This is a genomic window from Neobacillus niacini, assembly GCF_023715785.1.
Taxonomy (GTDB): Bacteria; Bacillota; Bacilli; order Bacillales; family Cytobacillaceae; genus Neobacillus; species Neobacillus niacini_E.
This window is the reverse complement of sequence record NZ_JAMBOX010000015.1, coordinates 114,206-140,350: the sequence shown is the minus strand read 5'-3', so window position 1 is coordinate 140,350 and position 26,145 is coordinate 114,206. Positions and strand designations below refer to the sequence as shown.

35 protein-coding genes are annotated in these 26,145 nt (G+C 41.5%); 14 read left to right on the top strand and 21 right to left on the bottom strand.

The genetic code is table 11. The features are described from left to right. Positions 1-136 precede the first annotated feature (136 nt). Entirely contained in the window at positions 137-757 is a 621-nt protein-coding gene (locus tag M3234_RS22635; RefSeq protein ID WP_262306877.1) for a LysE family translocator, read from the top strand. A 189-nt stretch (positions 758-946) separates the two neighbouring features. Here M3234_RS22635 and M3234_RS22630 read toward each other — a convergent pair whose 3' ends face one another. Then, positions 947-1,564 carry a LysE/ArgO family amino acid transporter gene (locus tag M3234_RS22630; protein ID WP_262306876.1) on the bottom strand — a complete coding sequence of 206 codons (618 nt, stop codon included), beginning with the start codon at positions 1,562-1,564 and terminating at the stop codon, positions 947-949. 147 nt (positions 1,565-1,711) lie between these two features. Here M3234_RS22630 and lepB point away from each other — a divergent pair, with 147 nt between their 5' ends. After that, positions 1,712-2,248 (top strand): signal peptidase I, encoded by a 537-nt coding sequence (lepB, locus tag M3234_RS22625; protein WP_285858620.1) that lies wholly within the window; start codon positions 1,712-1,714, stop codon positions 2,246-2,248. A gap of 81 nt (positions 2,249-2,329) precedes the next feature. On the opposite strand, the gene M3234_RS22620 is transcribed toward lepB, so the two are convergent. Further along, positions 2,330-2,521: a DUF1272 domain-containing protein gene (locus tag M3234_RS22620; protein ID WP_262306875.1), complete on the bottom strand. Its 192-nt coding sequence runs from the start codon at positions 2,519-2,521 to the stop codon at positions 2,330-2,332. Then, complete coding sequence (locus tag M3234_RS22615) at positions 2,484-3,305, bottom strand: MBL fold metallo-hydrolase (RefSeq protein WP_262306874.1); 822 nt, start codon at positions 3,303-3,305, stop codon at positions 2,484-2,486. Before M3234_RS22615 ends, M3234_RS22620 begins: the two co-directional genes overlap by 38 nt. Before the next feature lie 217 nt (positions 3,306-3,522). On the opposite strand from M3234_RS22615, the gene M3234_RS22610 reads away from it, so the two are divergent. After that, positions 3,523-3,954, top strand: a complete 432-nt coding sequence (locus M3234_RS22610) for a winged helix-turn-helix transcriptional regulator (protein WP_262306873.1) — start codon at positions 3,523-3,525, stop codon at positions 3,952-3,954. A 65-nt stretch (positions 3,955-4,019) separates the two neighbouring features. On the opposite strand, the gene M3234_RS22605 is transcribed toward M3234_RS22610, so the two are convergent. From M3234_RS22605 to M3234_RS22595, 3 genes are all read right to left on the bottom strand, one after another. Beyond that, on the bottom strand, positions 4,020-4,427 hold the full coding sequence (locus tag M3234_RS22605; protein WP_262306872.1) for an NUDIX hydrolase: 408 nt from the start codon (positions 4,425-4,427) through the stop codon (positions 4,020-4,022). Positions 4,428-4,456: 29 nt separating this feature from the next. After that, a complete protein-coding gene (locus M3234_RS22600; protein WP_262306871.1) occupies positions 4,457-4,975 on the bottom strand; it encodes a GrpB family protein in 519 nt (172 codons plus the stop codon). A gap of 133 nt (positions 4,976-5,108) precedes the next feature. Beyond that, a complete protein-coding gene (locus tag M3234_RS22595; protein WP_262306870.1) occupies positions 5,109-5,717 on the bottom strand; it encodes a YdcF family protein in 609 nt (202 codons plus the stop codon). Between the two features lie 158 nt (positions 5,718-5,875). Between M3234_RS22595 and M3234_RS22590 the strand changes: the two genes are divergently transcribed. After that, entirely contained in the window at positions 5,876-7,096 is a 1,221-nt protein-coding gene (locus tag M3234_RS22590) for a gluzincin family metallopeptidase (protein WP_262306869.1), read from the top strand. A 77-nt stretch (positions 7,097-7,173) separates the two neighbouring features. Here M3234_RS22590 and M3234_RS22585 read toward each other — a convergent pair whose 3' ends face one another. From M3234_RS22585 to M3234_RS22570, 4 genes are all read right to left on the bottom strand, one after another. After that, complete coding sequence (locus tag M3234_RS22585) at positions 7,174-7,500, bottom strand: YnfA family protein (RefSeq protein ID WP_262306887.1); 327 nt, start codon at positions 7,498-7,500, stop codon at positions 7,174-7,176. Between the two features lie 110 nt (positions 7,501-7,610). After that, positions 7,611-7,805 carry a hypothetical protein gene (locus tag M3234_RS22580; protein WP_066306825.1) on the bottom strand — a complete coding sequence of 65 codons (195 nt, stop codon included), beginning with the start codon at positions 7,803-7,805 and terminating at the stop codon, positions 7,611-7,613. 17 nt (positions 7,806-7,822) lie between these two features. Continuing rightward, positions 7,823-8,296 (bottom strand): HIT family protein, encoded by a 474-nt coding sequence (locus M3234_RS22575; protein ID WP_262306868.1) that lies wholly within the window; start codon positions 8,294-8,296, stop codon positions 7,823-7,825. A gap of 19 nt (positions 8,297-8,315) precedes the next feature. After that, positions 8,316-9,563, bottom strand: coding sequence for an MFS transporter (locus M3234_RS22570; RefSeq protein ID WP_262306867.1), 1,248 nt, complete (start codon positions 9,561-9,563; stop codon positions 8,316-8,318). 768 nt (positions 9,564-10,331) lie between these two features. Between M3234_RS22570 and M3234_RS22565 the strand changes: the two genes are divergently transcribed. Genes M3234_RS22565 through M3234_RS22550 form a run of 4 tightly spaced genes read left to right on the top strand, consistent with a single transcriptional unit; the run spans position 10,332 to position 14,362 of the window. After that, a complete protein-coding gene (locus tag M3234_RS22565) occupies positions 10,332-11,876 on the top strand; it encodes a spore germination protein (RefSeq protein WP_262306866.1) in 1,545 nt (514 codons plus the stop codon). 4 nt (positions 11,877-11,880) lie between these two features. Then, on the top strand, positions 11,881-12,990 hold the full coding sequence (locus M3234_RS22560; protein ID WP_262306865.1) for a GerAB/ArcD/ProY family transporter: 1,110 nt from the start codon (positions 11,881-11,883) through the stop codon (positions 12,988-12,990). Beyond that, positions 12,965-14,203, top strand: coding sequence for a Ger(x)C family spore germination protein (locus M3234_RS22555; RefSeq protein WP_262306864.1), 1,239 nt, complete (start codon positions 12,965-12,967; stop codon positions 14,201-14,203). The genes M3234_RS22560 and M3234_RS22555 overlap by 26 nt, the downstream gene beginning before the upstream one ends. Further along, complete coding sequence (locus M3234_RS22550; protein ID WP_262306863.1) at positions 14,204-14,362, top strand: hypothetical protein; 159 nt, start codon at positions 14,204-14,206, stop codon at positions 14,360-14,362. 160 nt (positions 14,363-14,522) lie between these two features. On the opposite strand, the gene M3234_RS22545 is transcribed toward M3234_RS22550, so the two are convergent. Genes M3234_RS22545 through M3234_RS22535 form a run of 3 tightly spaced genes read right to left on the bottom strand, consistent with a single transcriptional unit; the run spans position 14,523 to position 16,578 of the window. Next, positions 14,523-15,194 carry an alpha/beta family hydrolase gene (locus tag M3234_RS22545; protein WP_262306862.1) on the bottom strand — a complete coding sequence of 224 codons (672 nt, stop codon included), beginning with the start codon at positions 15,192-15,194 and terminating at the stop codon, positions 14,523-14,525. Positions 15,195-15,213: 19 nt separating this feature from the next. Then, positions 15,214-15,936, bottom strand: coding sequence for an MOSC domain-containing protein (locus M3234_RS22540; protein ID WP_262306861.1), 723 nt, complete (start codon positions 15,934-15,936; stop codon positions 15,214-15,216). A 6-nt stretch (positions 15,937-15,942) separates the two neighbouring features. Then, on the bottom strand, positions 15,943-16,578 hold the full coding sequence (locus M3234_RS22535; protein WP_262306860.1) for a nucleoside deaminase: 636 nt from the start codon (positions 16,576-16,578) through the stop codon (positions 15,943-15,945). Positions 16,579-16,720: 142 nt separating this feature from the next. On the opposite strand from M3234_RS22535, the gene M3234_RS29375 reads away from it, so the two are divergent. Next, the gene (locus tag M3234_RS29375) at positions 16,721-16,849 is read left to right on the top strand and encodes a hypothetical protein (protein WP_285858596.1); all 129 of its coding nucleotides are present in this window, start codon (positions 16,721-16,723) and stop codon (positions 16,847-16,849) included. A 96-nt stretch (positions 16,850-16,945) separates the two neighbouring features. After that, positions 16,946-17,197 carry a DUF3949 domain-containing protein gene (locus tag M3234_RS22530; protein ID WP_262306859.1) on the top strand — a complete coding sequence of 84 codons (252 nt, stop codon included), beginning with the start codon at positions 16,946-16,948 and terminating at the stop codon, positions 17,195-17,197. A gap of 47 nt (positions 17,198-17,244) precedes the next feature. On the opposite strand, the gene M3234_RS22525 is transcribed toward M3234_RS22530, so the two are convergent. Then, positions 17,245-17,931 (bottom strand): hypothetical protein, encoded by a 687-nt coding sequence (locus M3234_RS22525; RefSeq protein ID WP_262306858.1) that lies wholly within the window; start codon positions 17,929-17,931, stop codon positions 17,245-17,247. A gap of 297 nt (positions 17,932-18,228) precedes the next feature. On the opposite strand from M3234_RS22525, the gene M3234_RS22520 reads away from it, so the two are divergent. Continuing rightward, positions 18,229-18,669: an SRPBCC domain-containing protein gene (locus tag M3234_RS22520; RefSeq protein ID WP_262306857.1), complete on the top strand. Its 441-nt coding sequence runs from the start codon at positions 18,229-18,231 to the stop codon at positions 18,667-18,669. 19 nt (positions 18,670-18,688) lie between these two features. Here M3234_RS22520 and M3234_RS22515 read toward each other — a convergent pair whose 3' ends face one another. From M3234_RS22515 to M3234_RS22485, 7 genes are all read right to left on the bottom strand, one after another. After that, positions 18,689-19,570 (bottom strand): alpha/beta hydrolase, encoded by an 882-nt coding sequence (locus M3234_RS22515; RefSeq protein ID WP_262306856.1) that lies wholly within the window; start codon positions 19,568-19,570, stop codon positions 18,689-18,691. A gap of 10 nt (positions 19,571-19,580) precedes the next feature. Then, positions 19,581-21,074: a class I SAM-dependent methyltransferase gene (locus M3234_RS22510; RefSeq protein WP_262306855.1), complete on the bottom strand. Its 1,494-nt coding sequence runs from the start codon at positions 21,072-21,074 to the stop codon at positions 19,581-19,583. A gap of 239 nt (positions 21,075-21,313) precedes the next feature. Next, positions 21,314-22,126, bottom strand: a complete 813-nt coding sequence (locus tag M3234_RS22505) for a DUF4111 domain-containing protein (protein ID WP_262306854.1) — start codon at positions 22,124-22,126, stop codon at positions 21,314-21,316. Next, entirely contained in the window at positions 22,127-22,474 is a 348-nt protein-coding gene (locus tag M3234_RS22500) for a YkgJ family cysteine cluster protein (RefSeq protein ID WP_262306853.1), read from the bottom strand. A gap of 259 nt (positions 22,475-22,733) precedes the next feature. Further along, positions 22,734-23,360, bottom strand: a complete 627-nt coding sequence (locus M3234_RS22495) for a TetR/AcrR family transcriptional regulator (RefSeq protein ID WP_262306852.1) — start codon at positions 23,358-23,360, stop codon at positions 22,734-22,736. After that, positions 23,357-23,533: a hypothetical protein gene (locus M3234_RS22490; RefSeq protein WP_262306851.1), complete on the bottom strand. Its 177-nt coding sequence runs from the start codon at positions 23,531-23,533 to the stop codon at positions 23,357-23,359. Before M3234_RS22490 ends, M3234_RS22495 begins: the two co-directional genes overlap by 4 nt. Next, complete coding sequence (locus M3234_RS22485) at positions 23,517-23,837, bottom strand: alpha/beta fold hydrolase (protein WP_262306850.1); 321 nt, start codon at positions 23,835-23,837, stop codon at positions 23,517-23,519. Before M3234_RS22485 ends, M3234_RS22490 begins: the two co-directional genes overlap by 17 nt. A gap of 204 nt (positions 23,838-24,041) precedes the next feature. Here M3234_RS22485 and M3234_RS22480 point away from each other — a divergent pair, with 204 nt between their 5' ends. From M3234_RS22480 to pfkB, 3 genes are all read left to right on the top strand, one after another. Continuing rightward, complete coding sequence (locus tag M3234_RS22480) at positions 24,042-24,257, top strand: hypothetical protein (protein WP_262306849.1); 216 nt, start codon at positions 24,042-24,044, stop codon at positions 24,255-24,257. Between the two features lie 216 nt (positions 24,258-24,473). Continuing rightward, entirely contained in the window at positions 24,474-25,223 is a 750-nt protein-coding gene (locus M3234_RS22475) for a DeoR/GlpR family DNA-binding transcription regulator (protein WP_262306848.1), read from the top strand. Next, the gene (gene pfkB, locus M3234_RS22470; RefSeq protein WP_262306847.1) at positions 25,220-26,134 is read left to right on the top strand and encodes a 1-phosphofructokinase; all 915 of its coding nucleotides are present in this window, start codon (positions 25,220-25,222) and stop codon (positions 26,132-26,134) included. Before M3234_RS22475 ends, pfkB begins: the two co-directional genes overlap by 4 nt. The last annotated feature ends 11 nt before the right edge of the window (positions 26,135-26,145 follow it).

Here is a 26,145-nt window from a genome sequence, read left to right as displayed (position 1 = left end):
AGCGTACCCATATGATGGAATAGTTTCACATAATATAAAAATATTGTTAGGAAGCGTGTCGAAAAATATTTTTTTGACACCCCACCAGCGGCTCAAACCGTTGATAAATCAACATTTATAGAGGGAGGTTAATACGTTGGATAATTTTTATTTGTTCGTGGTTATGTCGATTTTGCTTATTATTTTGCCCGGGCCGGATACGGCGATTGCAACAAATAATACCCTGACTGTGGGGAAAGCGGGCGGTTTTAAAACCGTCATCGGTACCTGCTGCGCTCTAATGATTCATACATTGGCTGCGGTGGTGGGACTGTCCGCGATCATTGTAAAATCGGCGATGTTATTTTCCGTTTTCAAGTATGTAGGTGCTGTATACCTTATGTATCTTGGGTTTAAAACATTATGGGCTTTAAAAAATAAGAAACTTGCTGAGATGCCCGTTGAAAACAAGTACCAAAATAAATCTTGCTTTAAACAAGGATTTCTAACTAACCTGCTAAATCCAAAAGTCGCTGTCTTTTTCCTGACCTTCCTGCCGCAGTTTGTGGATGCGGGCAGTGATACATTTGTACCGTTTCTTACAATGGGAATGACTTATACCGTATTAACCGCCCTATGGTTTGTGTTCTATATCTATCTGCTCAACCAGATTAGTGCTTTTATGAAAAAGCCAAGGACACAAGCGGTTTTTGAAGGACTAACCGGAACCGTGCTGATTGGATTTGGCGTTAAGCTGGCTTTGGAAAAAGCACATTAAATTTGGGTAGCCACTCACACGGTTAGTGGCAATCGAATCTGTTAGTTACTCTTCTTCGGACATTTATGCTTCATTTTGCTACAGTTTTGTCCGAAGGGAGCTTATCTTCGGACATTTTTATTTCCTTTTGCTGCGTTTTTGTCCGAAGTCGTCGCGTCTTCGGACATTTTCCCTTCTTTTTACTGAAATTTAAAATGTATTGAACAACTGAATAGCAATATAGACCGCCACGCTCCAAATGATGATGGCGGACACTTTATTGAGCATTCGTAAAAACTTTCCTTCCGAATCGAAATTCCCTACGATTTTTCCGGCAATGGCAAGACCGAGAAACCAAAGCCACGAAACCACGATGCAGGCAATCGTAAATACGACTTTTTCTGAACCGGTATAGCCAAGCGAACTGGTACCGATGACACCTATAGTATCAAGAATTGCATGAGGGTTAAGCAAGGAAACGGACATGGCAAACATAATTTGCTTTTTCATTGGCATCGCCGCTTCTTGTTGGCTTAAGTTGGCCGGGTCACTCTTCCAAATCGACGAACCCATATATAGCAGAAATAAAATACCAACTGTAAATAAAATAGTTTGCAAGACTGGAATCGTGAAGACAATGACGGATACTCCCAATACAGCTGATAAAATAAGCAATGTGTCGCAAAGCGAAGCTGTAAGGATAACAGGAATTGCTCCTTTAAATTTTGGCTGTGAAGCACCTTGATTAAAGACAAAGACATTTTGCGCCCCTAGTGGAAGGATGAGTCCAAAGGCTAAAACAATTCCGTGAAGTAAGGCTGCTAACATGGTGCTCCTCCTAAATAATGAACTAATATTAAACCATTTTATAACAAAACTAGGAAGCTTGTAACTTTTTCAACTCAAATACGTCGTTTAGAAGGAATCGTGCCTTACATTGTTGAATACATTCAAATACAGACGCGTACAAAGGAGTTGTTCCAAGTGTCAGACTCAAGAAATGAGCTAGTAAGCTGGGGTAAATCGTTATTCATTGCCATTGGGATTGCATTTGTAATTAGGACATTTTTATTTGCGCCATACATGGTAGAGGGGTCTTCAATGGAACCGACGCTGCATGATGAAGAAAAGGTCTTTGTTTATAAAGCAGGAGAGTTTAATAGAGGAGACATCGTTATCATTAAAGGCACCGAGAAAAACTATGTAAAACGGGTAATCGGATTTCCGGGTGACCAGGTTGAAATGAAAACCGATCAATTATACATCAATGGAGAAATAGTGAAAGAAACGTACCTCTCTGAAAATCTAAAGGCTGCTCAACAGCTAGGCAGTAAGTTAACTGGCGATTTTGGCCCGATAACCGTTCCAAAAGATCATTATTTTGTCATGGGAGACAACCGCCTCCACAGCACGGACAGCCGTAATGGCCTTGGTTTTATCAAGGGGAATCAGATTGTTGGGACAAGCGAATTTATATTCTTTCCAGTGACAGAAATAAGATTTGTGAAGTAGCAGCAATGAGTAAGGGAGATAAGGTATTAAGATAATGCAAAAACCTTCCACACTTATAGCTGGAAGGTTTTTTAAATGCTTTTATACCATCCGGACTTTTTGGGGCTTCCTGGGTCTTCTTACAAGCTCCCCTCCACAATTGGGACAAATATGTTCCATCGTTTCGGTGCACGGTTCGCAAAATGTACATTCATATACACAAATATAGGCGGCAGCATTTTCCCCAATGGCAGAATCACAACGTTCGCATTTTTTTCTCATTTCCAATGCCATTTTCAATTACCTCCTCTTTTAGGAGTAGTCGTTCATTTGGTTTTAAGAACTTAATCGTAACGCCTTGCACTTTTCCACTTTCTATTAATCTTTCTTCGACATTTTCTGTTTCGCAATAGAATGGTGGATGATCAAATGTTCCGTAATGGATGGGAACCAGATAAATCGCATTTAATAGTTTTGCTGCCTCCACTGCTTCCTCGGGGGTTAAACAGGCGGGCAAACTGCTCTGTGTTTTTAATCCATGAACATCCAGTATCGGTCCGTTCACTGGAAGACAGGCAGCATGTATGGGGCCAAATTGCTGCTCCATCCGCCACCAATACCCATGCCATTGGGTATCCCCACAGTGCACCATAGTATAGTCGCCATCTGACACAACCCAAGAAACTTGGGGAGAACCATAACCATCAACCGAGTAGGACGCTGAGACCTTCAGATCGTTGATCAGGAAGGCATCATTTGGACCTACACCTGTCACGTTATCAAACCCACATTTTTGGGCATAATCCACAGACTCAATAGGAATATAAATTGGTATATCTCTTCCAAAACACTCCAGGACTGATTGTACATCAAAGTGATCCGGATGAAAATGAGTAATTAATACGGCATTAGGACGTTTGATGGTTCCCAGCGAAACCAAGGGCTCTAATGGCTCCCCCAGTCTGGCTGCAAGCGGCCGGTCTTGGCCTTTTATCGGCGCTCCCAATGGATCTATTAGAATAGAAGTCTCTTTTGATTCAACTAATACCGTTGCCCATGATAATTTTTTTAATTCCAAGATAATCTCCCCCATTTCAGCTTAATTGCCCCTTACTTCTCGGCAGCTATCCCCACTATTAGCCTCCATTTCCTTTTTATTCCACCACCTTATGATAATAATACTTTAGTGAGTAGTTTTTTGCAACTAACTTTTTATTAAAAACTTAATATCCTATTCTAAAGTTGATATACAATAACTATTTAGTTTAAAATTAGTTTTAAGGGTGGGTGAGCTAATGAAAAAGAAATACAATTTACCATGCAATATCGCGAATACACTTGATATAATTGGAGATCGGTGGACGTTATTAATCGTTCGGGACATCATGAACGGAATTACTAAATTTAATGAATTGAAGGACTCTCTAACTGGAATAGCACCAAATATATTATCTGACCGGTTACAATTATTAGAAAAGGAAGGCTTAATCGTCTCAAAACTTTACAGCAAGCATCCTCCAAGGTACGAATATGAGCTTACCCGCGACGGCTGGTCCCTAAAGGATGTCCTGTTTGCTCTTGCCATTTGGGGGAATAATCATTTTGAAAAAAAATACTATCGGGTCGTAGATAAAGTTTGTGACCATGAAGTACGTTTGACGTATGCTTGTCCACATTGTGAAACTTATACAGATAAGCCGGTATTAATACCTATTGATGAGGAATAATGTTTGTCGCATATAGAAAAGGAAAATGGCTTGGGATTCTCCAAGCCATTTTCCTTTTATTATTATTAAAATTCCACACAGAACGGTTGCAGCTCATCGTTTAAACCATACTCGATTCTTTGTCTGAAATTGGTCCAAGTGACCATTTCCAATGCCTGTTCGAGAGGGAAGAAGCCGACTTCCAAACTTTCAGAACTAGTGGTAAATTCTCCTCCAATTGGTTTTGCTAAAAACAATGTATTGCAAATGGATTCACTTATGTTTTGAAAAATTCCGCAAAACTTGATAATTTCTACATCAATCCCCGATTCTTCCTTTGTTTCCCTGATTGCGGCAGCCCGCAGTGACTCTCCTTCTTCTACCTGTCCACCAGGGATTTCCCATCCTCTGCGCGGACCCTTGATTAATAGAATCTCATTTTTTTCGTTTAATACAATCGTAGCCGCTGAAACAATGTGTTTTGGTGGTGCCATATCGTTCTCCTCACTTATTAATTACTTCATTACCCTTTACTCCCCATCCTTTGCCATAGGAGCGCCCGCTGTTCCATTTCCGATACAAATGCCTTCTTAGCTGGACTATATCCAATCGTGTTTTCAAATCTTAGAGCCAACTCTTCTTTAAATTCACTATACCTGGCGGCCTCATCCGGATGGGACCGTAGATAATCCCGAAAGATTAGGTGCCGTTGGATTTGCGGGTTATCACTTTGGTAAAAATGAATATGATGGGTTCGGTTTTCCCCGCCTTTTCGAAACAATCTTCTGCCTGGAATTCCCCATTCACCTGCAACATCGTATCCTAGAGCATCCATTTTTTCATTAAAAAGATCAATCTTGTTGATGTCCGTTACGATACACATCATGTCGATGACAGGTTTTGCCTTCATGCCAGGAACCGACGTGCTCCCAAAATGTTCGACCTGGATAATCTCGTCACCAAATATTGTTTTTAAAAATTGCGCTTCTGTTTGGTACATATGTGCCCATTCTTCTTTAAAATCAGCAAGTCGAACTTTCATTGTCGGCACCTTCCTCGTTAACCTATATAAATTAATACTAATCTAATTTGGGTAAACATGGAATAAATAAAACAAGAAAAAGCAATGCCCTTTGAAGCATTGCCAATCATTGCAAAATTATCTTTACTGACCCCTAGTCAATATCAATATTCTGATCGACCAAAACACCTAACTTCACGTAATTGATTAGTTTTTTGGCCTCCGTTTCAACCCGTTTTCTGCCAATATCAGTTAGAAACCAGTTATCCGCATTCGTTAGTTGATCCTTTACTGGACACAAGGTAAATTGAATCCAACTCGGCATATAGGTTTTAAGCGTTAAATGCAGCCTTCTCATATGAAAATGGGAGGTCACGACCAACAACCTTTTGATATTGTGCAAATAGAAGGCCCTGTCCAGCACCAAGAGCGAGGCAAGAACATTTTCTTTTGTATGCAATGAAAGATCTTCAATTAAAATATCTTGTTCAGGAATGCCTAACTTCATGGCCTCGTTCTTTAACATGATGGCTTCCGTGAATTGATTTCCCTCCCACTTCACGCCGCCGGAAAACAAGATTCTCCCTGCTCTACCTGCTTTATATAACTCTACCGCTTTCGGCAAACGGAATTTCACTGCATGACTGCTGCCGGCGACAAAGATACAGTCCCCAGTTTCATTCGTATCCTTAATTCCTTTAAATAAAAGGTTGGTCATCTGATCATCCGTTAGTTGATCACCATCTAATTTAGAAATAAACATTTTTCACTCCTGCTTTCAAAAATTCGCCTAGGCTCCCCCCTACAATTACTTCCACATGAATGGAGCTAATCCTTCTCATCTAATATATTCCAACAAAGAAGGATTTGTTGAGCTTTTACCGAATTTTAGGAAATATGTCTTTTTATAGGGGGAAATAGATGAAAAAGTTTTTAAAGTCTGGGACAATGATCCTTCTGCTTGGCAGTCTTTTAGCAGGGTGCAGTAGTAAAAATGAACTGGCCAAAAATACGCCACTTACGGAGAAGCAGCCACCTGCTGAAACAACCAAAAGCAGTGAACTCGTTGTAGAAAAGGGCACGCCTGAATGGGATTTGCAGCAAATCACAAAGGCCGTTGATGACAATGATAAGGCGCTATTCATGAGCTATCAAAATGAGGAAAATGTTACATTTTTTAAAGAACAACGGAGATGGATGGATGAGGTTGAGTTTAAGAAAAGGCAAGGTTACACAGTATCAGTAAAATTATACAGTTTTCACCAAGAAAATGATGCAATCGCCACAGTTCGATTCAGTGTGATGATGAGCCATCCAAAGCTTGGAAGCACTACGAACACGGTGGCCTACCAAATGATTAAATCAGGAGACAGGTGGATTTTAAACGATGTTCCTTTTGAAAAAATGGTCTCCGATTCGGGACATCTGACAGTCTATTACCCAAAGGGACAAGAAACGGCAGCCAACCAAACGTTTAAGGATGCAACTGATATTGTCGACTTCTATTCAAAGAAATTTAATTGGAAACCACAACCGATTTCGATAAAAATCTATCCAACCAGCAACGAAGTATCTGCGACCGTTCCTTGGCTCGCGTTAGGCGGATGGAATGAAATCGGGGAGTCGCTTAAAATTACAACGGCTCTTTCCAATACCATTTTCCGCTTTTTGGCCCATGAGCTGACACACAAAATGGTGGGGGAAATGGCAAACGATAATGCGACCATTTACTTCCAGGAAGGATTTGCGTCTTATTTGGAAGGCACGGTGGTTAGGGACTCTTCCGGCCAAGTAACATATGAACCTAAACTAGCACAAGAAAAGGCTGCTAAGGCAATGGAAGCTTCCAATTCGGTTAAGACCATTGCGGAACTTGGAACCATTGATTACACAGACCCAGAAGGCTCGATGTATCGTGACGGATTTCTAATCTCCAATTATTTAATAGAAACCAAGGGTCTGCCTACTTTTATGAAAATGCTTGGCTATTTATCGAAATTCGACTATATCGACCAACGCTCAGAACATAAAATGGATACATGTCAGATCAGAACTTTAGAAGCCATTGATAGCACTTATGGTCCTGTCGACAAAGTTTCCGCGGAAGTTCAAAACTTTTATGTTAAGGGGAGCGGGCAATGATTTGTATAACTAGCAGCCGAAAATTTGCAAGTTGGATTTTCGGCTGTTTACTTCAAATTTTTTTAAAATCACACCCTCTATTGTCGCGGGGCAAACAACATCACTGAAACACCAATCAAACATATACCCGCTCCCAACCAATCGTATAAATCAGGTGTTTTTCTATCAACGCCCCATCCCCATAACACCGATAGAACGATAAATACCCCGCCGTAGGCAGCATACACCCGTCCGAACGACGGAAAGCTTTGAAAAGTGGCAATTACACCATACAGGGCTAACGCGATTCCCCCACCGATTCCCCAATAATAGGGCTTTCCTTCTCTTAGCCACAACCAAATCAAATAACCGCCGCCGATTTCGGCCAAACCTGCTAGGACAAATAAAAGAATGACATTAATAATTTAAACCACTTCCTTAATCGATAGTATATATAAAAATTATAACTTAATTTAACTAACATTAGCCGGACCTTCAAAAAAGGCTGCCAAACAGCGGCAGCCATAAATCCTTTTTATAAAATCCTCCAAATATAAAGCCCTAATGCGATTAAAGCGATAAAAATAACAACTGCATAAATTAAGGTCAAATTAGTTGTATTTCTTTTTGCGGAACCGCTGTAATCTTCGTCAGGTTTCTTAGTGACGATTAGGGTTGCAATCAAAGCAACAATGATAATCACAAAAACCAAACCAACCATTATATTCATGTTACACCTCGCCTATATTAGTATGTATTCTTTATGATCTGATTCAGTTTTTGGCTTAGCGTTTCTTTCATTTCCCCATGCTGCTCAACTGAAAAATGGTATTTACGATCAAACCAGTGATCCTCTGTATACAACCAAACCGGCTTTGGAATTTTTTCTTCCGGCTCCCATTCATATCGCGGGAAAATGTGGGCATGCAAATAGACATCCGTATTTCCATAAATGGAGTAATTGACCCGCCGCGGGCTGCACACTGCCTGAATCGCATCTCCGATTAAACTCATATCCAGAAGGTACTCACTTCTTTGTTTAAAATCAAGTTCATTGAGTGAATTCACTTTTACTGAAGGCAAAAGGACACAGTATCCCGGAAGAAATTGAGTATCTCCCATTACTGCAAAGCCGCTTCTCATTTTGGCGAGCACCAGCGGGTTTTCTCCTCGATGGGCAGACGTAATTCGGTCTTTTTTCCAATCATTCCTTAAGCTCATTTCGTTACCCCATTTATGTTTATGCTGCTGTCTTATTACCTATTTTAATAGATTTTGGAAGCAATGCGCTAAAAATTGCTGCTAGTGCCAATATGATAATAGAGAGATAGAACGAAATATTATAGCTGCCAGCGTGACTATAGAATAAACCTGGCAGATATGCCCCTAATGCCGAGCCGATTTGATGGCTTAGCGACAGCCAGCCCAGAATAAAACCAATGGAATGATGTTTAAAATACTGCGTGGCCAGCAGTTGGGTCGGTGCCACAGTGGCAAAGTCGACCAATCCGAACAAGACAGCAAAGACAAGGAGTAATGCCGGGTTATGGCTATTTAACAAAATAACAATCGACACAGCCCTTGCTGCATATAAACCGAACAAGATTTTCCGGCAGCTCCACTTGTCCGCAATGACACCTGAAAGCAAAATGCCAATAATATTGAAACCGGCAAGCACGCTGACTGCAGCACCTGTGACAGCGGTAGAAAATCCATGATCATGGGAAATCGGGATCAGATGGGTATCCATTAATCCAGTCGTGGTAAACCCACAAATCGCAAATGGCAAAATTAAAAACCAAAACTGCCTTTGCCGGAAAGCATCCCATATCGAGAAATTCTTTGCTGATATCTCGGGGTTTCGAGTTTGTTCCTCTTTGATATCCCCGCCAATCGGCTTCAGGCCTTTTTCATGAGGGTCATTACGTAAAAGGAACATGACGACAGGGAATACAATTACCGTCAGAAAAATGCCTAAAATGATAACGGTCAACTTCCAATCGAGCCAGTTTATTAACAGCAATGATCCCGGAACAAGCAGCATTTGGCCTGCGCCAAACCCTGCCTCGATAATCCCTAATGCAAGCCCGCGTTTTTCGTTGAACCACTTGGTCACGAGAACGGTAGCGGCCACATTGGATGCCCCGCCAACGCCAATCGAAACGAAGACCCCATACAGCATAAATAATTGCCACGGCTGTTGGACAAAGGAGGTTAGAAAGATACTGATTCCAACAATTATCGTACTTACGGATAGAATCAATCGTGGGCCCAGCTGATCTACGAGTCGGCCCATTACCGGCTGGGAAAGTCCATAAACGATAAAGCTTAGCGTAGAAATGAGAGAGATTGTTCCCCGGTCCATCGAAAAATTTGCTTCCCATGGTTGAACAAACGCACCAAAGGAAAGGCGAACTCCCTGAACCGCCAATAAAGCCAAAAAGGTAATAAAGATAATCATCCAAGCGTAATGAAATTTAATTTTCATGCGATTCTCCTCGAAACATATGTAAAGATTGGATTACATGCTCTGCATGGGTGGGTTGTATTAGACATTTTTTCTGCTTATAGCGGTTTTTTGTCTTATAGAAGCGCTCTATTAGACACTTTCCTACTTGCTGCACCTATTTTGTCTTTTAGAGGCGCTCTATTAGACACCTTCACCACTTGCCCGCGCATTTTGTCTTTTAGAAGCGCTCTATTAGACACTTTCCCTACCTGCTGCACCTATTTTGTCTTTTAGAATCGCTCTATTAGACACCTTCACCACTTGCCCGCGCATTTTGTCTTTTAGAAACACTCTATTAGACACTTTCCCTACCTGCTGCACCTATTTTGTCTTTTAGAGGCGCTCTATTAGACACCTTCACCACTTGCCCGCGCATTTTGTCTTTTAGAAGCGCTCTATTAGACACCTTCACCACTTGCCCGCGCATTTTGTCTTTTAGAAACGCTCTATTAGACACTTTCCCTACCTGCTGCACCTATTTTGTCTTTTAGAATTTATTATCTTATAAAACACTAATTTTTTCATAAATTTCACAATATTAATAGTATTTATTATATCATAATATTCCTTTTCCACTTTACACAATCCCTCTCGCAATATCGTTTGCGGGTATTGGCTTTAGATTTTAATCACCTAACTTACAACTACTTCCCAAACTTAAAAATACCTTCTCCTTCTATTGGATTTTTTTACATAAATTCCAACAAACCTGGAAAAAATCATATAGAATACTGGAGGTGGTTCACAGTGAAAAAAAGCATCTTAAAATCAGTTAAAAAGCTATTTAACAAAGAACCACATTTTAAGGAAAAATCTAACCAGGACAGAATTAATTTAAAGCATAGAGATATTAGCACTGATTATGATGAAAATCTGGAGATTTTTAAGTCCATTTTTTCAATTCCAAAGAATTCCGATGTCAAAGTTCGGGAATTTACCATCCGTACGCTTAACCGCCGTGCCTTTATCCTATACATCGGCACCATGGTCGATGGCGCCTACATCCAAGAGGGTATTTTGAAGCCTCTGATTGAAAACGTGCAGCCATCAAGGAAGATAGAGGATATTCTTTCTTTTCCCGTCGAAGAGACAAAGAGCAAAATCGGTGAAATCACGGAAGACATCACTAGCGGCAATACTGCACTTTTCGTCGAGGGTGATCATCAATGCTATTTATTTGCCACAACGAACATTAAAGGCCGCGCTATTGAAAAATCAGATAATGAAGTAATCGTCAGAGGGGCAAAAGAGGCCTTTAACGAAAAGCTTTTCGATAATATAGGACTAATCCGAAAAAAAATTAAAAATGAAAATCTGATTGTTGAGCATTTGGTTGTTACAGTACGCTCCCGGAACGATGTCTTCCTGGTTTACGAAAAAGACTTGGCAGATGAAAAACTTCTTCAATCAATAAAGAAAAGGATTAATTCCATTGATAGCGACAGCGTGATTGATTTAAGTATTCTCGAACAGTTCTTGGAGGAACGGCCAAGGTCCCTGTTTCCGACTATCCTAAATACGGAACGTCCTGACAGGGCGGTTTCCTTCATTGAAGAAGGCCATATTATTTTGTTAATGTCCAATTCACCAAATTGTCTTGTCCTGCCTGCTACCTTTTGGGCATTATTCCATTCACCCGAAGACCATTACCTGCGGACACCATATGGAAATTTTATCAGACTATTACGATTGGTCGCCTTATTTATTTCGATGTTTGCCTCCGCATTTTACATTGCCATTACCAACTATCATGTCGGCATGATTCCGCCGGATTTATTAATGGCGATTGCCGGGACGCGAGAACGGGTACCCTTTCCATCCATTATTGAAATCCTGATGATGGAGCTTGCCTTTGAACTCATACGGGAGGCCGGCCTGCGCGTACCCTCTCCGATCGGCCCGACCATCGGTATTGTTGGGGCGTTAATTTTGGGTCAGGCAGCTGTTCAAGCCAATATTATTAGTCCGATTGTTATCATTGTCATCGCATTGAGCGGGTTAAGTTCTTTTATTATTAGTGATGTCAGCATGAATTTTGCGATTCGCATAAGCCGTTTCTTATTGATTTTTTCAGCTGGATTTATGGGGATTTACGGCATGGCAGGTTTAATTATTCTTGGCCTCTATTATTTGGTCTCTTTAAAATCATTTGGTGTGCCTTACTTTGCGCCATTGACACCACATACCTTTTCCGCAAAGGATTTGATTATCCGGCCAGTGCCAATGAAGTTAAAGTTCCGCCCAGGGTATTTAAAACCGAAAGATATGGTGAGACAAGGAAAGGATTCATGATCCGATGAAACAGCAGCCTGAGAAACTTGGTATTCGAGAATATATAGCCATCGCCATTCTGATGGCTGGTGCAAGAGCAACCGAAGATACGCCAGCGACTTTGTTTCAAAAAGTGGAAAATGCTGCGTGGATGGTACCTATCCTTTCCGCCGCACTGTTTTTTATCCCGCTCTATTTATTGCTGAAGACAATGTCGTTATTTCAAGGAAAAAACCTGTTTGCTGTCATGAATAAATTGCTCGGCAAATACCTGGGTTTTGCTGTCGGACTGATTATTTTTGTGATAAGTTCCTCTGCCATTTCATTTGATTCAAGAACGTATACCAATATCATTAGAACTTATTATTTTAACACAACACCCATTTTGGTCCTTTATGCCATTTTAATTGCCATCTGTGCATATGGTGCAAAAAAGGGAATTCAGCATGTCGGTTCTGTTTCATTCATGATTGTATTCTGGGTTATCTGCTCTTTGATTTTCGCCTTATTATTAAGCACGCAAGACAGTACGTTCCAATCGGTGCTGCCCATTTGGGGGCCGGGAATACTTGAAATTATCAAGACAAGTCCAGGAAGCCTTGCTATTTATGCTGATTTTTTTCTGCTGACGATGCTCGTTCCATACTTCAAGTCGAATAAAGAATTTCAAAAAGGTACCTGGATTGCCTATATTTTTGTCAGTATTCAAATTAGTGCTGCCATTTTCTGTATCGTTTGCTTTTTTGATCAGTCATTAGGGGGATTAGGCTATCCCTTTCATACGTTAATTCGTTATATTTCACTTGGAACCTATATTCCTAATATCGAGATCTTCTTTTTTGCCATTTGGATTATGGGAGCAATTATTCGCTTTACCGCCTTCTTGTATCTGAACGCCCTCATATTCGGCCAGCTTTTTAAAATCAAGGATTTTGAATATTTAATTCCATCCATTGCCACGATTTATTTATTGATTGGGCTCATACCAGAATCACCAATCGAAACGATTGTTCATCTGAAGTTAACTGTAAGAGCCTTGGCAGGTCCGATGTTTGCTGCTATTTCACTTATTTTATGGCTGGCCGCATTGGTAAAAGGAGAATTTAAACATGCGAAAAACAAAAACAGTATGTAAAATGTTGTTGATACTCATGATTGTTTGTCCCCTAGCAGGCTGCTGGGACCGCGGCGAATTGGAGGATAAGTCCTATGTGATTGGCCTCGGACTTGATCGCTCCAAGAGAGAAGGAAAAATCAAAGTCACGATGCTGCTGGCCAACCCCGAGGTAGGAAGTATGCAAGGGGGAGGCGGGTCAACCGAAAAGCCGCGGGAGGTTATCTCGTTTGATGCCATCGATTTCATAGCCGCGAAAGTAACGGCCAATGCGATCGTTTCCCGGAAAATTAGTTATGATCTATTAAAAATTATTGTGGTTTCCGAGGAGTTTGCAAAAGATCCGGAATTTTTTCGGATTATTTATGACGCTGTCTATGATAAAGAAATCCGGTTGAACGCCTATTTGGCGATATCCAAAGAAAAGGCAAGCCAATATTTTTTAAAAAATCATCCCAGGATGGAGACAAGACCCCATAAGTACTATCAATATATGGTCGAACACGGGATTGAGAACGGCCTGATCCCCGATTCTACTCTATTTCGCTTTTTTAAGGCAACGGAAAGAGGAAAAGACCTGTTTCTGGCGATGAACACCTCTGCCATAAGGGAAAAGAAACCGAAAATCAGAGCGGAGGATAATTATTATGCCGGACAGTTGAATGCCTCAGGCGAGCTTGATGATACGCAATTTATCGGTTCGGCAGTCTTTAAGAATGGTAAGATGATTGGAAAGTTGACCGGCCAGGAAACAAGCATCGTCAATACCCTTGATGACACAACAAATATCAGCGATTTTATCATCGATATCCCTAGTCCCTTTCCCGGCACCATCAAACAAATGGCACTCAGGGTGATGAAAGAAGAAGACAATACTGTCAAAATGAATCTGAAGGGGCCCCGGCCAAAGATCTTTATTACCATGCCGTTAAAATTTGAAGTAATGTCAAATCCTTCGGAGGTTGACTTTTCTAAGAAAAAAAATCGGGACATTCTAAAGGCACAAATAGCCCGCCATTTTAAAACCGAACATGAGAAATTGTTGAGAAAAGCACAGAAAAAATACAAGGGTGTACCTTACCCTTTATCCCTCGATGCCCAAAAATATTTTGCCACAAATCAAGAATTTAAAAAATTTAATTGGACTAAATCATATCAACAAGCGGAAATTTACGTAAAGCCGGTAGTTAAAATTGTTGATTATGGAAAAGGTCCTAAGAAAGAGGGAAAATAAATGAAATGGATCGCCATTCTTGTGCTGCTCGCTATTGCCATATATACCTTTGGTTTTGCCGTTACTTTATGGAAGGAAAAACAGAAATTGGGTGCAATGGCTGTTTTATTTCTAACACTCGCGATTATGATTCTGCCGTTTTTTTCGATTCTCAAATAGTAGGTTGAATTGTTCTTTTATTCATATTTCTAAGAGGACAAGTTCTTCGATTTTTCCACGGGGATTGTCCTCATGGACCCATGTATGAGGACAACTTCTACGATTTTTCCACCGGGATTGTCCTTATGAACCCTAGGGGCTTCCTCTATTGTTCCTCGCACTATATAATCCTGTGGTTTCTGACAAAGTCTCCGATGCTTTTCATTACTTCTTTGATAGCGTCGATTGATTCTAATACATCCCCATTTACCTCAAGGCTGTGGTCTGTGTTTGGCACTACAACTGTTTCGATAAGCGGATTGTTTTTCAATGACGAAATCCGCTCCTCTACAAAATGATGATCCTGGTCACCGATTATACAAAGCGACGGCAGTTGGGTCTTCAACAACGCCTGATAAACCTCGTCCATTTTGATAAGCGGGGTTAGCCAGATTCCAAAAGATTGAGGGGTGAAATGTTTCTGCCCCCATTCCATTGCCATCGGAATGGTCCCAATCGATTTGCTTAACAGAAAGACTTGTTCATAAGAACTATCTTTTAAAACCTCTTCAACCACCGCACAGACATCCTCATACATCCACTGATTTTGTTCAGGTTCAGGCAGCTTTTTAAAATGCTCATTTTCCACAAATCGATAGTTTATGTGAAGGACGTCTACATTTTGCTCCAAACAAATCCCCGTACCATAATGAAACAGCGGGCGCTGCGTCGAGTAACCTAATCCCGGGAGCATGACACAGATGCTTTTCGCAGGTTGTTTGCTTCGAATCCATAAATATGGGATGGTCGACATTTCATTTCTCACTACTTGATTTTCAATAAATTTATACATTCTTTATCGCCTCAATGCTTTACTGACTTTGTCCTTCATCATTCGGTCCATAAACCCTATTCGTAATATCGGGGATTGCCTTCAAGGCCCCCCGCTTTTCTAATGTCGCTCTCATGCTGGGCGCCAGCAGTTCACATTGAGAAAGCTCCTGCATTTCCTCAAAATTTGGCTGCTTGGCATGGAGAATTTCATTGCACTTTTGAATCGTCCATTGCGGATATGGGCGCTCAAGCAGCGTAAATGTCCGTCCCTCTTCTACCAGTCCTTCTTTTAATACGCGAAAATACCAGCCAGTTCGGCCTGTATTTTGTATAAGTAGCGCAAGGGTTTTAATTCTAAAACGGCGGGCCGGTTTCCAGCATGGCTGCCGCGGCTGCGACACCTGTACAACCGCTTCGCCGATTTGGAACGTATCGCCAATCGAAACCGTGTCCTCTGTCAAATTTTCCAATAAAAAGTTCTCGCCCATCCCGCCGGGCCCGATTGCTGAATGGCCAAGTTCCCTCTGCCAATAGGAATAGTTTTCCAACGAATAGGCAAACACCGCTTTCTCTGGTCCACCATGGTTCTTCGTATCAAATACCCCGTCGCCAGTCAAACCGGTTTTGCCGACCCAAACGGCCCCTTCAACCGGCTCTTTAAAAATCGCACTTGTCCATTCCCGGTCCATTACGCTCTCAGCATCGTTATCTCCTACCGTTTTTGGCTTCCCGATAAACACTTTTCTTAAAAGAAAATCCACTTTCTGTCACCCCTCGTATAAATCATCCAGCATCATCTCATATACCCCTTGTACTTCCAACTGCTGGAAATCTTTTAATCTCTGCCCACTAAACCATGCACCTGCCAGTTCAACTGCCCGCGGATAGTCCTCTGCCATCAGCTTTTGGACTTTGTCCCCCCTTTTAAAACCAATCATTTGGTCAAAATAAACATTTAAAAGAATTGAGAAATTCTCCAAAAAAGCGATTGGCCCGTTAATCTGGATGGGCTTGCGGCTTAAATAAGGAGTCGTGTCCTTCAAATTCGTGCTGCCGCCGAATTTATCCTTGGCGGCATATTCTAGATTACGGATCCCGCTCATATAAAATGCCCCGAAGCATAACGGGCATGGTTCCATTGTCGTATACAAAACGTAAGAATTCACCTTTTGATGGACCCGGTTATCCAGTTTTAACAGCGCGTTCATTTCAGCATGGGCCAATTCGTTATGTGAGATAACACTATCTGAAAGTTCGGCAAAGGTGGCACTCTTTCCCCTTGCCACAATTTCTCCTTCCGAATCGGTAATCAAAGCCCCAATCGGCCTTGATCCTTCCTGAAATGATGACCACGCTTCCTTAAAACATTCCTGCCACATGTAAGGGATATCTGACCAATTCACTTTATTTCCGCTCCCACTATTTTATGATAATAAAATTCTAGCATAATCGATAACTAATAGTAATAATATTCAAAATTCCAGCCAATTCATTTGAAACTTTTTTTCCATATAATCGTATTAAAAACAACGGGGGTGGAGGAAGATGAAGTTGAAAAAGAAACGGAAGAAAAATAAAAGTTGGGACCTGATTGACATTGGCTTTGATCTTGTTGAACCGATTTACCTCCTGGTAAGATGGATGGTCCGCATTTTTATTAAAGTCCTTGATTAAATCGAAGGGGCTACGTACATATTTAGATAAACACAAAACTTTCATCATTTCTATTCGTACAATATAAAAAGGCCATTCTGAAAGGGGTAATGAACCTTGGATTTGGTTATATGGATTCTTATTTCTGTCTATGCCATCTATGCCCTCATCATGATTCCTGTCCAATATGCCTATATCGCCGAAACGAAGCAACGGTTTAAGAAACTGAATAAATCCCACAACGAAATTTACGACGACATGTCCTTCGAGGAGCAGCAGCTGCAATATAATCTGCAGGGCAGTCTGTATAATTTGCCTTCGACTTTAATTGCCACACTCATCTACAAAATCCGTAACCCAAAAGAATAGTGAAAAGTAGAAAAGCTGTCGTTCTGACAGCTTTTCATTTTTTTTATTTATTTTTGGCGTAATTCACCGTATTTCCGAATCGCATTTCTCCAAATCAAAAAGCCAGTTTCCATGCTGGACAGGGCCAAACCCACCCAGGCGAACAAACAGGATAACGGGTACTGCTCATATTCTAAATATGGGTCAACAGGTTTTTCTTTGTGAGCGGCATGCTGAGTATCCGGTTTTTGGATTTTCACAGCTTCCTTTTCTACTGGTGCCTCAACCTCGGTTGTGATTAAAGATGCTTCCGCAGCTTCTTCTATTTCTCCAACGGCTGCTTCCACCTGGTCGCTCTCTATTACCGTGTCTTCTTGGGTTTCTTCCACAACCTCTTCTGCATGTTCAACCTGCTTTTCTACAATGACCGCCTCGTTCATTTGGACCATTTTAACTTCTTGCCCCGACATGGACTTCATCGCCTCGGTGATTAGCTTTGCCAGTTCATCCTTCGGGAAATCCTTAATCGAAATCCAGCCTCGAGCATCAACCTGGTAACCATTTTTCTCTAGGACCTCATTGGGCATGTACTTTCCGATGACATAACCATTCCCGCTTGGCTGTAATTCCCGCGCCAGCACTTGGCCTTTTTGCTTGCTTTCCGGATAAATAAAATTAACCCTTCCATTACTGATTTCTTTTTCCTTAAGCTTAAATGATTTAAAAATAACCTTTTTTTCCTCAAACGAAACCATTGGATTTTGCTCCTTCCTTTTAAAGTTAAAATCTTTATGTATATTCAAACTGTCTCTGTCTGAACAAATTTCCTATCTTCTACATATAGACTTCTCGATTCATGCCTATTTTCCTGCAAAAGTTTTCAGACTTATATAAATTCGTTCGTAATTACTCTTGGAAAACCACTAATTAATAAAATATGGTAATATCAAGATAGTTTTATCGGTTGTCCATCTCATATGAAAACGGGATTGAGATCCATTTGGATTGGGCAGGATAGAAATGCCTAATTTATCGAAACGAGGGACCATTTTATGAAAAACGTGACGAAGTTTACTATTTTGAAACCGGCCAATGAAGTGTTTGAGGCATTTGTCGACCCGGCAAACATCGGAAATTTTTGGTTCTCCTCCAGTTCGGAAAGATGGGACCAAGGCAAAACGGTTACGCTAAGGTATGATGAGTACAACGCCGTCCTAGATATCAAGGTAGTCGAGGTAGAGGTGAATAGGAAGATTGCCTTTCTTTGGGGACCCCCAGAGGATGAACATCAGGTTACCATTACCATTACCGAAACCGGCCAAGAGGCTTCAATTATTGAAGTGGTCGAGGAAAGGTTCGACGAAAACGATCCGGAGCTTACCTTTAAATTGGTCGACAACAAAGAGGGCTGGGTGTATATGTTGACCTGCTTAAAAGGTTATTTGGAATTTGGTATTACAACATTACGTAAAGGAATGATGAAGGACCTATAGAAGGAGCCGGCTGGCTCTTCTACAGGTCCTTTATAAATGTATTGACTACTTCCGCTCCCTTTCTCGGGAACTGCATCCAAACATACGCATGAACCGAACCTTCAATCCTTTGAATCTTAAATTTACTGGTCAGACTCGAAAAATAATCCAGACTATGCCTTATTTTTGGATTTGTCCACTCCTCCTCACTCGGCAAGAACAGAATCGGGCAGGAGGTTTTCTGGTAGTACTCCTCAAAGCGGACATCCAAATATTTTAGAATATACTCCGTTCTGACATGATTTTTATAAAAATGCTCAAGGCTTCCTTCAGGCAATTCCTCGATACAGCTTTCGATGAATGCCTGGAAATGCTCGTTCCAGAGGACCTCTTTTTCCAACGGTGCTCTATAATCCTCAATAAAATCTGATAGCGTTTGATACGTTTTCAGTTTTCGTTCATCTAACTGTGCGATGAGCCGGTCTTTTTCCGCCTCAATTTCGTCAGGGGTGCCGTTAAATAAGCCATACTCCCCGTATTCGTTGTGAAGCGCCCCTTCACAAACGAGAGACAGGACCAGTTCTGGATGCGAAGCCGCCAAACTCAGTCCCACTTCCGCTCCCATCGAACTGCAGACGACATGACAGCCTTGAATCTTCAACTCTTCTAATAATAAATACAGATCATTGGCAAAATCATCGATATGGTACCCGGTCGCCGGGCGGTCAGACTTACCATGCCCTCTTAAATCAGGGGCAATAATTCGATACTCCTGTAACAGGTAGGGGATTACCCCGTCCCACATATGGGAGGTTCCACCGCTAAAATGAAGCAGCAAAACGGTGGGTTTCTCAGTTTGGCCTTCTGTATGCTGGACATTTAAGGTTATCGAATTTTTAAGTTTGATCTTTTCTTCTATCATTTTGTATTCCTCATTTTTTGGATTTCGGCTTCGCCCAGATTAGATGAACCATGTTCATCCAGTAGCTTTCCGATTTTTCAATCGTCATTCCGGATTCCCGAATTATTTTGAGAATGTTTCTAGTATGATGACATCCGGAGAATCGGTACAAAAGAGGGTTCAATGTCTTTTGAAGTGCGGAAACAGCGGCGTTTGAACTGATTCCATGCTCCATCAACAAAATTTTCCCGTCCGGCTTACACCAGCGATTGATTTTTTCAAGGACCATTAAGGGTTTATCATAGCTGCAAAACGATAATGTCGAAACAATCGTGTCAAAGGATGCATCGGGAAAGTCCATCGCTTCGATATCCCCGCTAATAAAATCAGCCTGAAAACCGTAGGATTTTGCGGCATGTTTTGCCTTTTGGAGCATAGCCTCGCTGAAATCCGTTGCGGTTATCTTCACGTCTCGGGAATAGTATGGGAAGTTTGCCCCTGCCCCGACGGCCAGCTCCAGCACTCTGCCCTCAGCATGACTCAACAGATTTTTTCGCCAGCGTTTCTGGTTCGGGCCTTCTTCTCGTTTGGCGTATTTGCCTGCCTGCTTATCAAAGATCCTGATTTGCTTTTGTTTTTTCACTCGGTCACCGCCCTTTAGAATGGAATCAATCAATTCCTCCAACAGTTGACCTAATGGTGTAAACCTATGCCCCATTGACTTGGCAAGGCTGGTGTCCGTTGACCATGAACCTGGCAAGTTATATGGCGACGGATCCCCATCTGGGCTTAATGTTGCTTTTATTTCCGTTATTGTTTCGATTAAAGTTACTAATTCACGCAAGCTGATGTCGCCGCTTGAGCCCGGATTAATCGCCCCTTGGTAATCGGACTTTGCAATATTCAGCAAAAACTGTGCGGCTTCCTTTGAATCTATGAAGCTATATCTCATGTCAGGATTTTCGATGAACATCGGTTTGCCCTGGTTAACATGATCGACATGAAACTTTAAGCGGTTTGTGTAATCGTCTTGACCGATGATAATGGAAAAACGAACAGCGACAACTGGAACTGGTGCCTTTTGAAAAAGTATAGCTTCTGCGGCGCGCTTCGCCTCTTGGTAACCGACATAGCCGATGTACTCCCGGCGATTTTTTAAAATGGGCTTGAATGTTTTGGGGTCAAAGTTTTCTTCTTTATGCATGGTGCCAAAATCATAGACAGCCTGGCTTGAGGTGAAGATGTATTTTTTGATTTTTCCATTTAGGGCCTGCAGCGTGTCATGGGCTTCCTGGGAAGAATAGCAGGTTTGATCAAAGACAACATCCCATTCCTTATCGTGAAAGGCTTGGTTTAATGTGTCGGCATCCTCGCGATCAATTTTGAGTCTAGATACCGTCTCTCCAAAAGGGTCGGCTGTCAGTCCCCTCGTTGCAATCGTGACCTCAATCCCTTCATCTAGTAATAATTGTACCAAGCGCTTGCCGACAAATTGTGTTCCTCCGAGAATTAATGCTGTTTTCATGAAAATTTCTCCCTTCTATTCATATGTATACAAAGCCATTTTTAAATACTACATAGCGGAAAATGTCTTTTAAACATTTTCAAGCTGTATGATCGGCAAAGTGTCTAATAGGCGCAATCTATTAGACACTTTTGGGCAGGATGACTGGCAAACTGTCTTTTAGAAGCGTTCTATTAGACATTTTCAGCCTAGACACTGGGTAAAGTGTCTTTTAGAACCAGTCTATTACCACGGCTACTTCACATATGTCTTTCATTTTTATAAAAATCATTGCACTCTTGGATGATGAACTCCATATATTCCAGAACGTCCCTGCGCCTTTTAAAGACAGAATGGTAGTAAGATTTTTTGATGTTCTTCCTTAATCTCATCGACTCGTTGATAATTCGATGCCACTTGGGCGGAAGGGTTTGAAGGGCATACTCCCCTGCTCCGCTCTTAGAGGTGATGTCCTTTTCCCTAAAGGTATAATAAAGGCGTGTTACTCCCAAGACGCCCCATTCTATTGAGTCTAATCTGAATAACATGCCGAAAAAATCGGGAGATCCCACCCTTTCACAGCGTTTCTTCCAACCCACCCAATAGGTATTCAGATTAGTTAACATATTCTCAAGCAAAAGATCCCAATCAACGGTAAGGCCATACTTTCCAGGGTCACCCTTGATTACGATCCCGTATTTTTTAATCTGGAAGGCATCGATATGGTCCTTACTAAACGGCTTATACCCCTGCAGTTTTCCTTCATTAAAATAAGGTCCAACCGCATCTTCAATCCCTCTTAAATCACCTGCCGCTACATACATTCCATCCAAAAACAACCTTGGAAATTTCGCTTGAACCTCGGAATGAATTAGTTTTAAAACATCAACATCCCTTTCCGTAGGGCCCCTCTTAACAACGGCAAAAAAATCGATATCACTTGAACCGGAGTCGAACGCCCCCATCGAAACAGAACCATAAATATAATAGGACTCTAGCAAATTCGGACATTTTGAATCAATCAAACTGAAATATGTATCCAAAACCTCATTAACAATTTCAGGTACTTGCATTTAATGTAAATCCTTCCAGGTAAAATCAACCGACAATGTCCCTATGTATCTCTCATTATTATCCGGCAAATTTTTCGTCGCAAATTCAGGCTTGCGAAAACAGGCAAGCCCCTTGTAATAGCCGAACTTCTGGCATACATCCGGACGCGCCGAATAGATGCCGCACTTATCATTTTCCACGTCGTAAAAAATGCAGGTCCCGTAAAATCTCGTTTGGCTTTCAAGCTCTTGGCGTTTCAACCTTGGCATCGATTTTACTTTTTTCTTTATTTTTTTCCATTCCCTCTCCGTGATAGACACAGGACCGCAGCAAAGGCCTCTGCATCCTTGACATGGTAAGCTTTCCACAAGATTACCCCTTTTTATCTCTATTATTTAATTTGCTATAAATATAGATTGTTATTTAGCGACGGTTTTTGGGTATGAGGCATATTGACTATATCTCCATTTCTGTTCTTCTAGTCTGAAAAATTCACCCCTCCATTTTAGCACAAAATGGAAATAATTCCAGACATAAGGAGCACCCGCTTATTAACAACCTAGTTGTCTCCTACAGATAAGAATGGGCAGCCAATCCACATGATTGGCTGCCCAAATCCTACATCTTTTATTTATTAGTGCCCTCTATTTTAATGATATCAAGCAAAAACACCAGATGGTCCTTCATCCTCTTTTCAATTAGACTCGTATCCTTCCCGTCAAATCGAAGCATGTTATATTCGACGAGCATCGAAAACATCGGATACTGGTATTCCGCCGCCAGCAGTGACGGGTCAAAAGGCTTTACTTTTCCTAACGCAATCAATTTTTCAAAGACAACTTCAAGGAAATCGAGTGTCTTTTTAATGATGTCATTTAAAAACAGCTCTCTTGCCTGGGTATTGCGATAATGCTCGATGTACAGAATCCGCCACAGTTTCTCGTTAACGGGTTGATCAATATGTTCCTTAAAGTTCTCGAAGCCTTTGGCGAAAAATTGCTCAATGCTTGAGTTGGCGAGAATAACATCAAGCACCTCAATCGGCGGCAGGGTCTTGGCGAATTCCTCTTGGAACATTGAAAATATCGTCATTATGATTTCGTCCTTATTCTGAAAGTGGTTGTAAAGTGAGCTTTCCTTAATCCCCACTTCCCTGGTAATCTCGCGGATTGAGACACCGCTGTATCCGTTTTGTGAAAATAGGTCGATGGCTACGTCTAATATTTTGTCCTTTGTTGAGATCGTTTTCGTCATATTACGTTCTTCGGTCTCCTTTCCTGCTGGATTTGCAAATATAACGGCAGTACCTGCTTGATTAATACATCATTAAATTTTTCCGGCTCTTCAAAGATGGCAAGATGTCCAGATTCTTCCAGAATGACAAGGTGTTTCTCTGGAGCTTCCACAAAATCAACATACTGTTCCACCCATAGTTTCGGCGGTTACCTCAGGAGAAAAGGATTTCCCCGAGCCTCTTTGATCCCAGTTAACCACCAAGTAATGATCTTCCAGATCACGATTATATTTTTGCTGTGCTCCTGTTTGGGGGCTTCCCGGACCTCCGTGGAGGAATAACAGAATCGGCAGCTCCTTGTTTCGGCCGCGAATCGTAATCCACTGCTCTACCCCGCCAAGTTTTACCTTTTCCAATATCGACACGCTAGTTGGCACCAATTTCCCCTGTTTATCCCGATAAGGCGACACGTACCCGCCAATCAATCTTTTTAACATCCCATCCATCTCCCTGTCCGCAAGGCTAAATCATATACTAACGTTCGTTAGTGTAATTGCATTATAACTAACACCCGTTAGTTTAGCAAGTGATTTTTATGAAATAAATGGAATTTATTAAAAAACTAATCCCGCTCCATCTGTTATCGAAATTAAATAAACCACATATATTTTCTATAACTCTATAGAAAAAGGGTGAGGCCGATGTTTGCTGTCCATTTTTTTGAAAACAAAAACGCGTTATTAACGCAGCTGCTCAAACAAGCTCCGTCTGTCGGTGAGGATTTAAAAATTAAAGGCCGGAAAGCTAAGGTTACAGCGGTAAAAAATATTGATGATAAAAATATTCATGTTCAAGTGACATTGGAAATCCTGAAGCAAAAACAGCCTGTTGTTGATCCAAAAAAGAAAAAAAAATAATGACATAAGCCGAAAATTCTCGGCTTATTTTTTTTGTTTTGAATCTGTTTCCAAGACTCATAGGCTCGTATAAATCAGGGAAAATAAACCAGATTTGTCCTTTCTGCGACAGTTTTTGAATGGTAATGATTGTTTATGGATGTTTATGATTGATTTTAAATGGATTCAGCAGTAAAATAAGTTTATTAAGTGAAAGCGTTTTAGGAGGCGATACTTTTGTTGGAGCCAGAACGCCATCAAATCATATTAGACGCATTGAAGTCAAAGAACACGGTCAAGCTTCAGGAGCTTATTGAATTAACGAACTCTTCCGAGTCAACAATTCGCCGTGATTTGATTCAATTGGAACAAGGGAAATTTCTCAAGCGAGTTCATGGCGGTGCAGCGAGATTGCAAGGCAAGCTTCAGGAACCAAGCATGTCTGAGAAATCCTCCAAAAACCTTCAAGCCAAAAAGGCAATTGCCCAATATGCTGGAAGTTTGGTTGAAGCAGGAGATTGCATATACCTCGATGCGGGTTCTACCATATTTGAGATGATTCCATTTCTGCCGGAGGACATTGTCGTCGTCACGAACGGCCTGATGCATGCCAATGAACTGCTGGATAAAAAGATCAAAACCCTTTTAATCGGAGGCCATTGCAAGCCCACCACAAAAGCGATGATTGGCCGAGGGGCCTTGGAAAGCCTCGAGTATTACCGATTTGATAAATGCTTCATGGGCGCCAATGGGGTACACCCGCAATTTGGCTACACCACCCCGGACCCCGAGGAAGCGCAGATCAAACAAAAAGCGATTTCGTTATCCCGCGAAGCCTTTATTCTCGCGGATGAATCCAAGTTTTCCGAGATTGCTTTTTCAAAAATTGCCGATATACACGCGGCAACCATCATAACGAATGATTTGGACCCTGAGTTGAAAGAGCAGTTCCACAGCAAGACAAACATAAAGGTGGTATTAGCATGATTTACACAGTTACGTTAAACCCATCGCTTGATTACATTGTCGAACTTGACCAAGTCAAGGTGGGTGAATTAAATAGAACAAAACATGAAACCAAGTTACCTGGCGGAAAGGGCATTAATGTCTCCCAAGTATTAAAGAGATTAGACGTTGACAGTTTGGCACTGGGATTTATCGGTGGCTTTACCGGTGATTATGTGAAAAGTTTTTTAAAAGAATTAAAGATTGATACAGATTTTGTCAGAGTAGCCGAAGATACCCGCATTAACGTCAAGCTTAAAGCCGATAGCGAAACAGAGGTGAACGCCAAAGGTCCTGCCATTACTGAGGATAATTTCGAAGCGTTAAAGGCGAAAATCCGCGCACTGACAGATGAGGATACTCTTGTTTTGGCCGGAAGCATTCCCTCCTCCATGCCGAAGAGTACGTATGAAGAGCTTGCGGAAATCTGCGATGAAAACGAAACCAAGTTTGTCGTCGATGCTGAAGGTGAACTTTTAAAAAGAGTTCTCCCCTTAAAGCCGTTTCTGATTAAGCCGAATCATCATGAACTGGGCGACTTGTTCGGGGTCGTCATCAACACCTGTGAAGAAGCGATTCCTTATGGAAAAGAGCTGGTTAAACAAGGTGCGCAAAACGTGATTGTGTCGCTGGCCGGCAATGGCGCGGTTCTGATCAATAAGGATGCAGCCTACATGGCCACGGTGCCAAAAGGAGAAGTCAAAAGCTCAGTTGGCGCAGGTGACTCGATGGTTGCCGGGTTCATTGCAACCTATCAAAACACAAACTCCATTGAGGAGGCATTCCGGTTTAGCGTGGCAACTGGCAGTGCGACCGCTTTTTCCATCGGGTTATGTACCCGTGAGCAAATAGAAGGTTTACTGCCGCAAGTCCAAGTGGAACAGATTATTTAATAGAGGTGAAA

What these genes read in the sequence shown, in the direction of transcription:
- M3234_RS22630 (WP_262306876.1), bottom strand. Translation starts at nt 1,564, where the DNA reads ATGTTAGCAGCCTTACTTCACGGAATTGTTTTAGCCTTTGGACTCATC.
- M3234_RS22620 (WP_262306875.1), bottom strand. Translation starts at nt 2,521, where the DNA reads ATGGCATTGGAAATGAGAAAAAAATGCGAACGTTGTGATTCTGCCATT.
- M3234_RS22610 (WP_262306873.1), top strand. Translation starts at nt 3,523, where the DNA reads ATGAAAAAGAAATACAATTTACCATGCAATATCGCGAATACACTTGAT.
- M3234_RS22605 (WP_262306872.1), bottom strand. Translation starts at nt 4,427, where the DNA reads ATGGCACCACCAAAACACATTGTTTCAGCGGCTACGATTGTATTAAAC.
- M3234_RS22600 (WP_262306871.1), bottom strand. Translation starts at nt 4,975, where the DNA reads ATGAAAGTTCGACTTGCTGATTTTAAAGAAGAATGGGCACATATGTAC.
- M3234_RS22595 (WP_262306870.1), bottom strand. Translation starts at nt 5,717, where the DNA reads ATGTTTATTTCTAAATTAGATGGTGATCAACTAACGGATGATCAGATG.
- M3234_RS22590 (WP_262306869.1), top strand. Translation starts at nt 5,876, where the DNA reads ATGAAAAAGTTTTTAAAGTCTGGGACAATGATCCTTCTGCTTGGCAGT.
- M3234_RS22580 (WP_066306825.1), bottom strand. Translation starts at nt 7,805, where the DNA reads ATGAATATAATGGTTGGTTTGGTTTTTGTGATTATCATTGTTGCTTTG.
- M3234_RS22575 (WP_262306868.1), bottom strand. Translation starts at nt 8,296, where the DNA reads ATGAGCTTAAGGAATGATTGGAAAAAAGACCGAATTACGTCTGCCCAT.
- M3234_RS22570 (WP_262306867.1), bottom strand. Translation starts at nt 9,563, where the DNA reads ATGAAAATTAAATTTCATTACGCTTGGATGATTATCTTTATTACCTTT.
- M3234_RS22560 (WP_262306865.1), top strand. Translation starts at nt 11,881, where the DNA reads ATGAAACAGCAGCCTGAGAAACTTGGTATTCGAGAATATATAGCCATC.
- M3234_RS22555 (WP_262306864.1), top strand. Translation starts at nt 12,965, where the DNA reads ATGCGAAAAACAAAAACAGTATGTAAAATGTTGTTGATACTCATGATT.
- M3234_RS22550 (WP_262306863.1), top strand. Translation starts at nt 14,204, where the DNA reads ATGAAATGGATCGCCATTCTTGTGCTGCTCGCTATTGCCATATATACC.
- M3234_RS22545 (WP_262306862.1), bottom strand. Translation starts at nt 15,194, where the DNA reads ATGTATAAATTTATTGAAAATCAAGTAGTGAGAAATGAAATGTCGACC.
- M3234_RS29375 (WP_285858596.1), top strand. Translation starts at nt 16,721, where the DNA reads ATGAAGTTGAAAAAGAAACGGAAGAAAAATAAAAGTTGGGACCTGATT.
- M3234_RS22525 (WP_262306858.1), bottom strand. Translation starts at nt 17,931, where the DNA reads ATGGTTTCGTTTGAGGAAAAAAAGGTTATTTTTAAATCATTTAAGCTT.
- M3234_RS22520 (WP_262306857.1), top strand. Translation starts at nt 18,229, where the DNA reads ATGAAAAACGTGACGAAGTTTACTATTTTGAAACCGGCCAATGAAGTG.
- M3234_RS22515 (WP_262306856.1), bottom strand. Translation starts at nt 19,570, where the DNA reads ATGATAGAAGAAAAGATCAAACTTAAAAATTCGATAACCTTAAATGTC.
- M3234_RS22510 (WP_262306855.1), bottom strand. Translation starts at nt 21,074, where the DNA reads ATGAAAACAGCATTAATTCTCGGAGGAACACAATTTGTCGGCAAGCGC.
- M3234_RS22505 (WP_262306854.1), bottom strand. Translation starts at nt 22,126, where the DNA reads ATGCAAGTACCTGAAATTGTTAATGAGGTTTTGGATACATATTTCAGT.
- M3234_RS22495 (WP_262306852.1), bottom strand. Translation starts at nt 23,360, where the DNA reads ATGACGAAAACGATCTCAACAAAGGACAAAATATTAGACGTAGCCATC.
- M3234_RS22485 (WP_262306850.1), bottom strand. Translation starts at nt 23,837, where the DNA reads ATGTTAAAAAGATTGATTGGCGGGTACGTGTCGCCTTATCGGGATAAA.
- M3234_RS22480 (WP_262306849.1), top strand. Translation starts at nt 24,042, where the DNA reads ATGTTTGCTGTCCATTTTTTTGAAAACAAAAACGCGTTATTAACGCAG.
- pfkB (WP_262306847.1), top strand. Translation starts at nt 25,220, where the DNA reads ATGATTTACACAGTTACGTTAAACCCATCGCTTGATTACATTGTCGAA.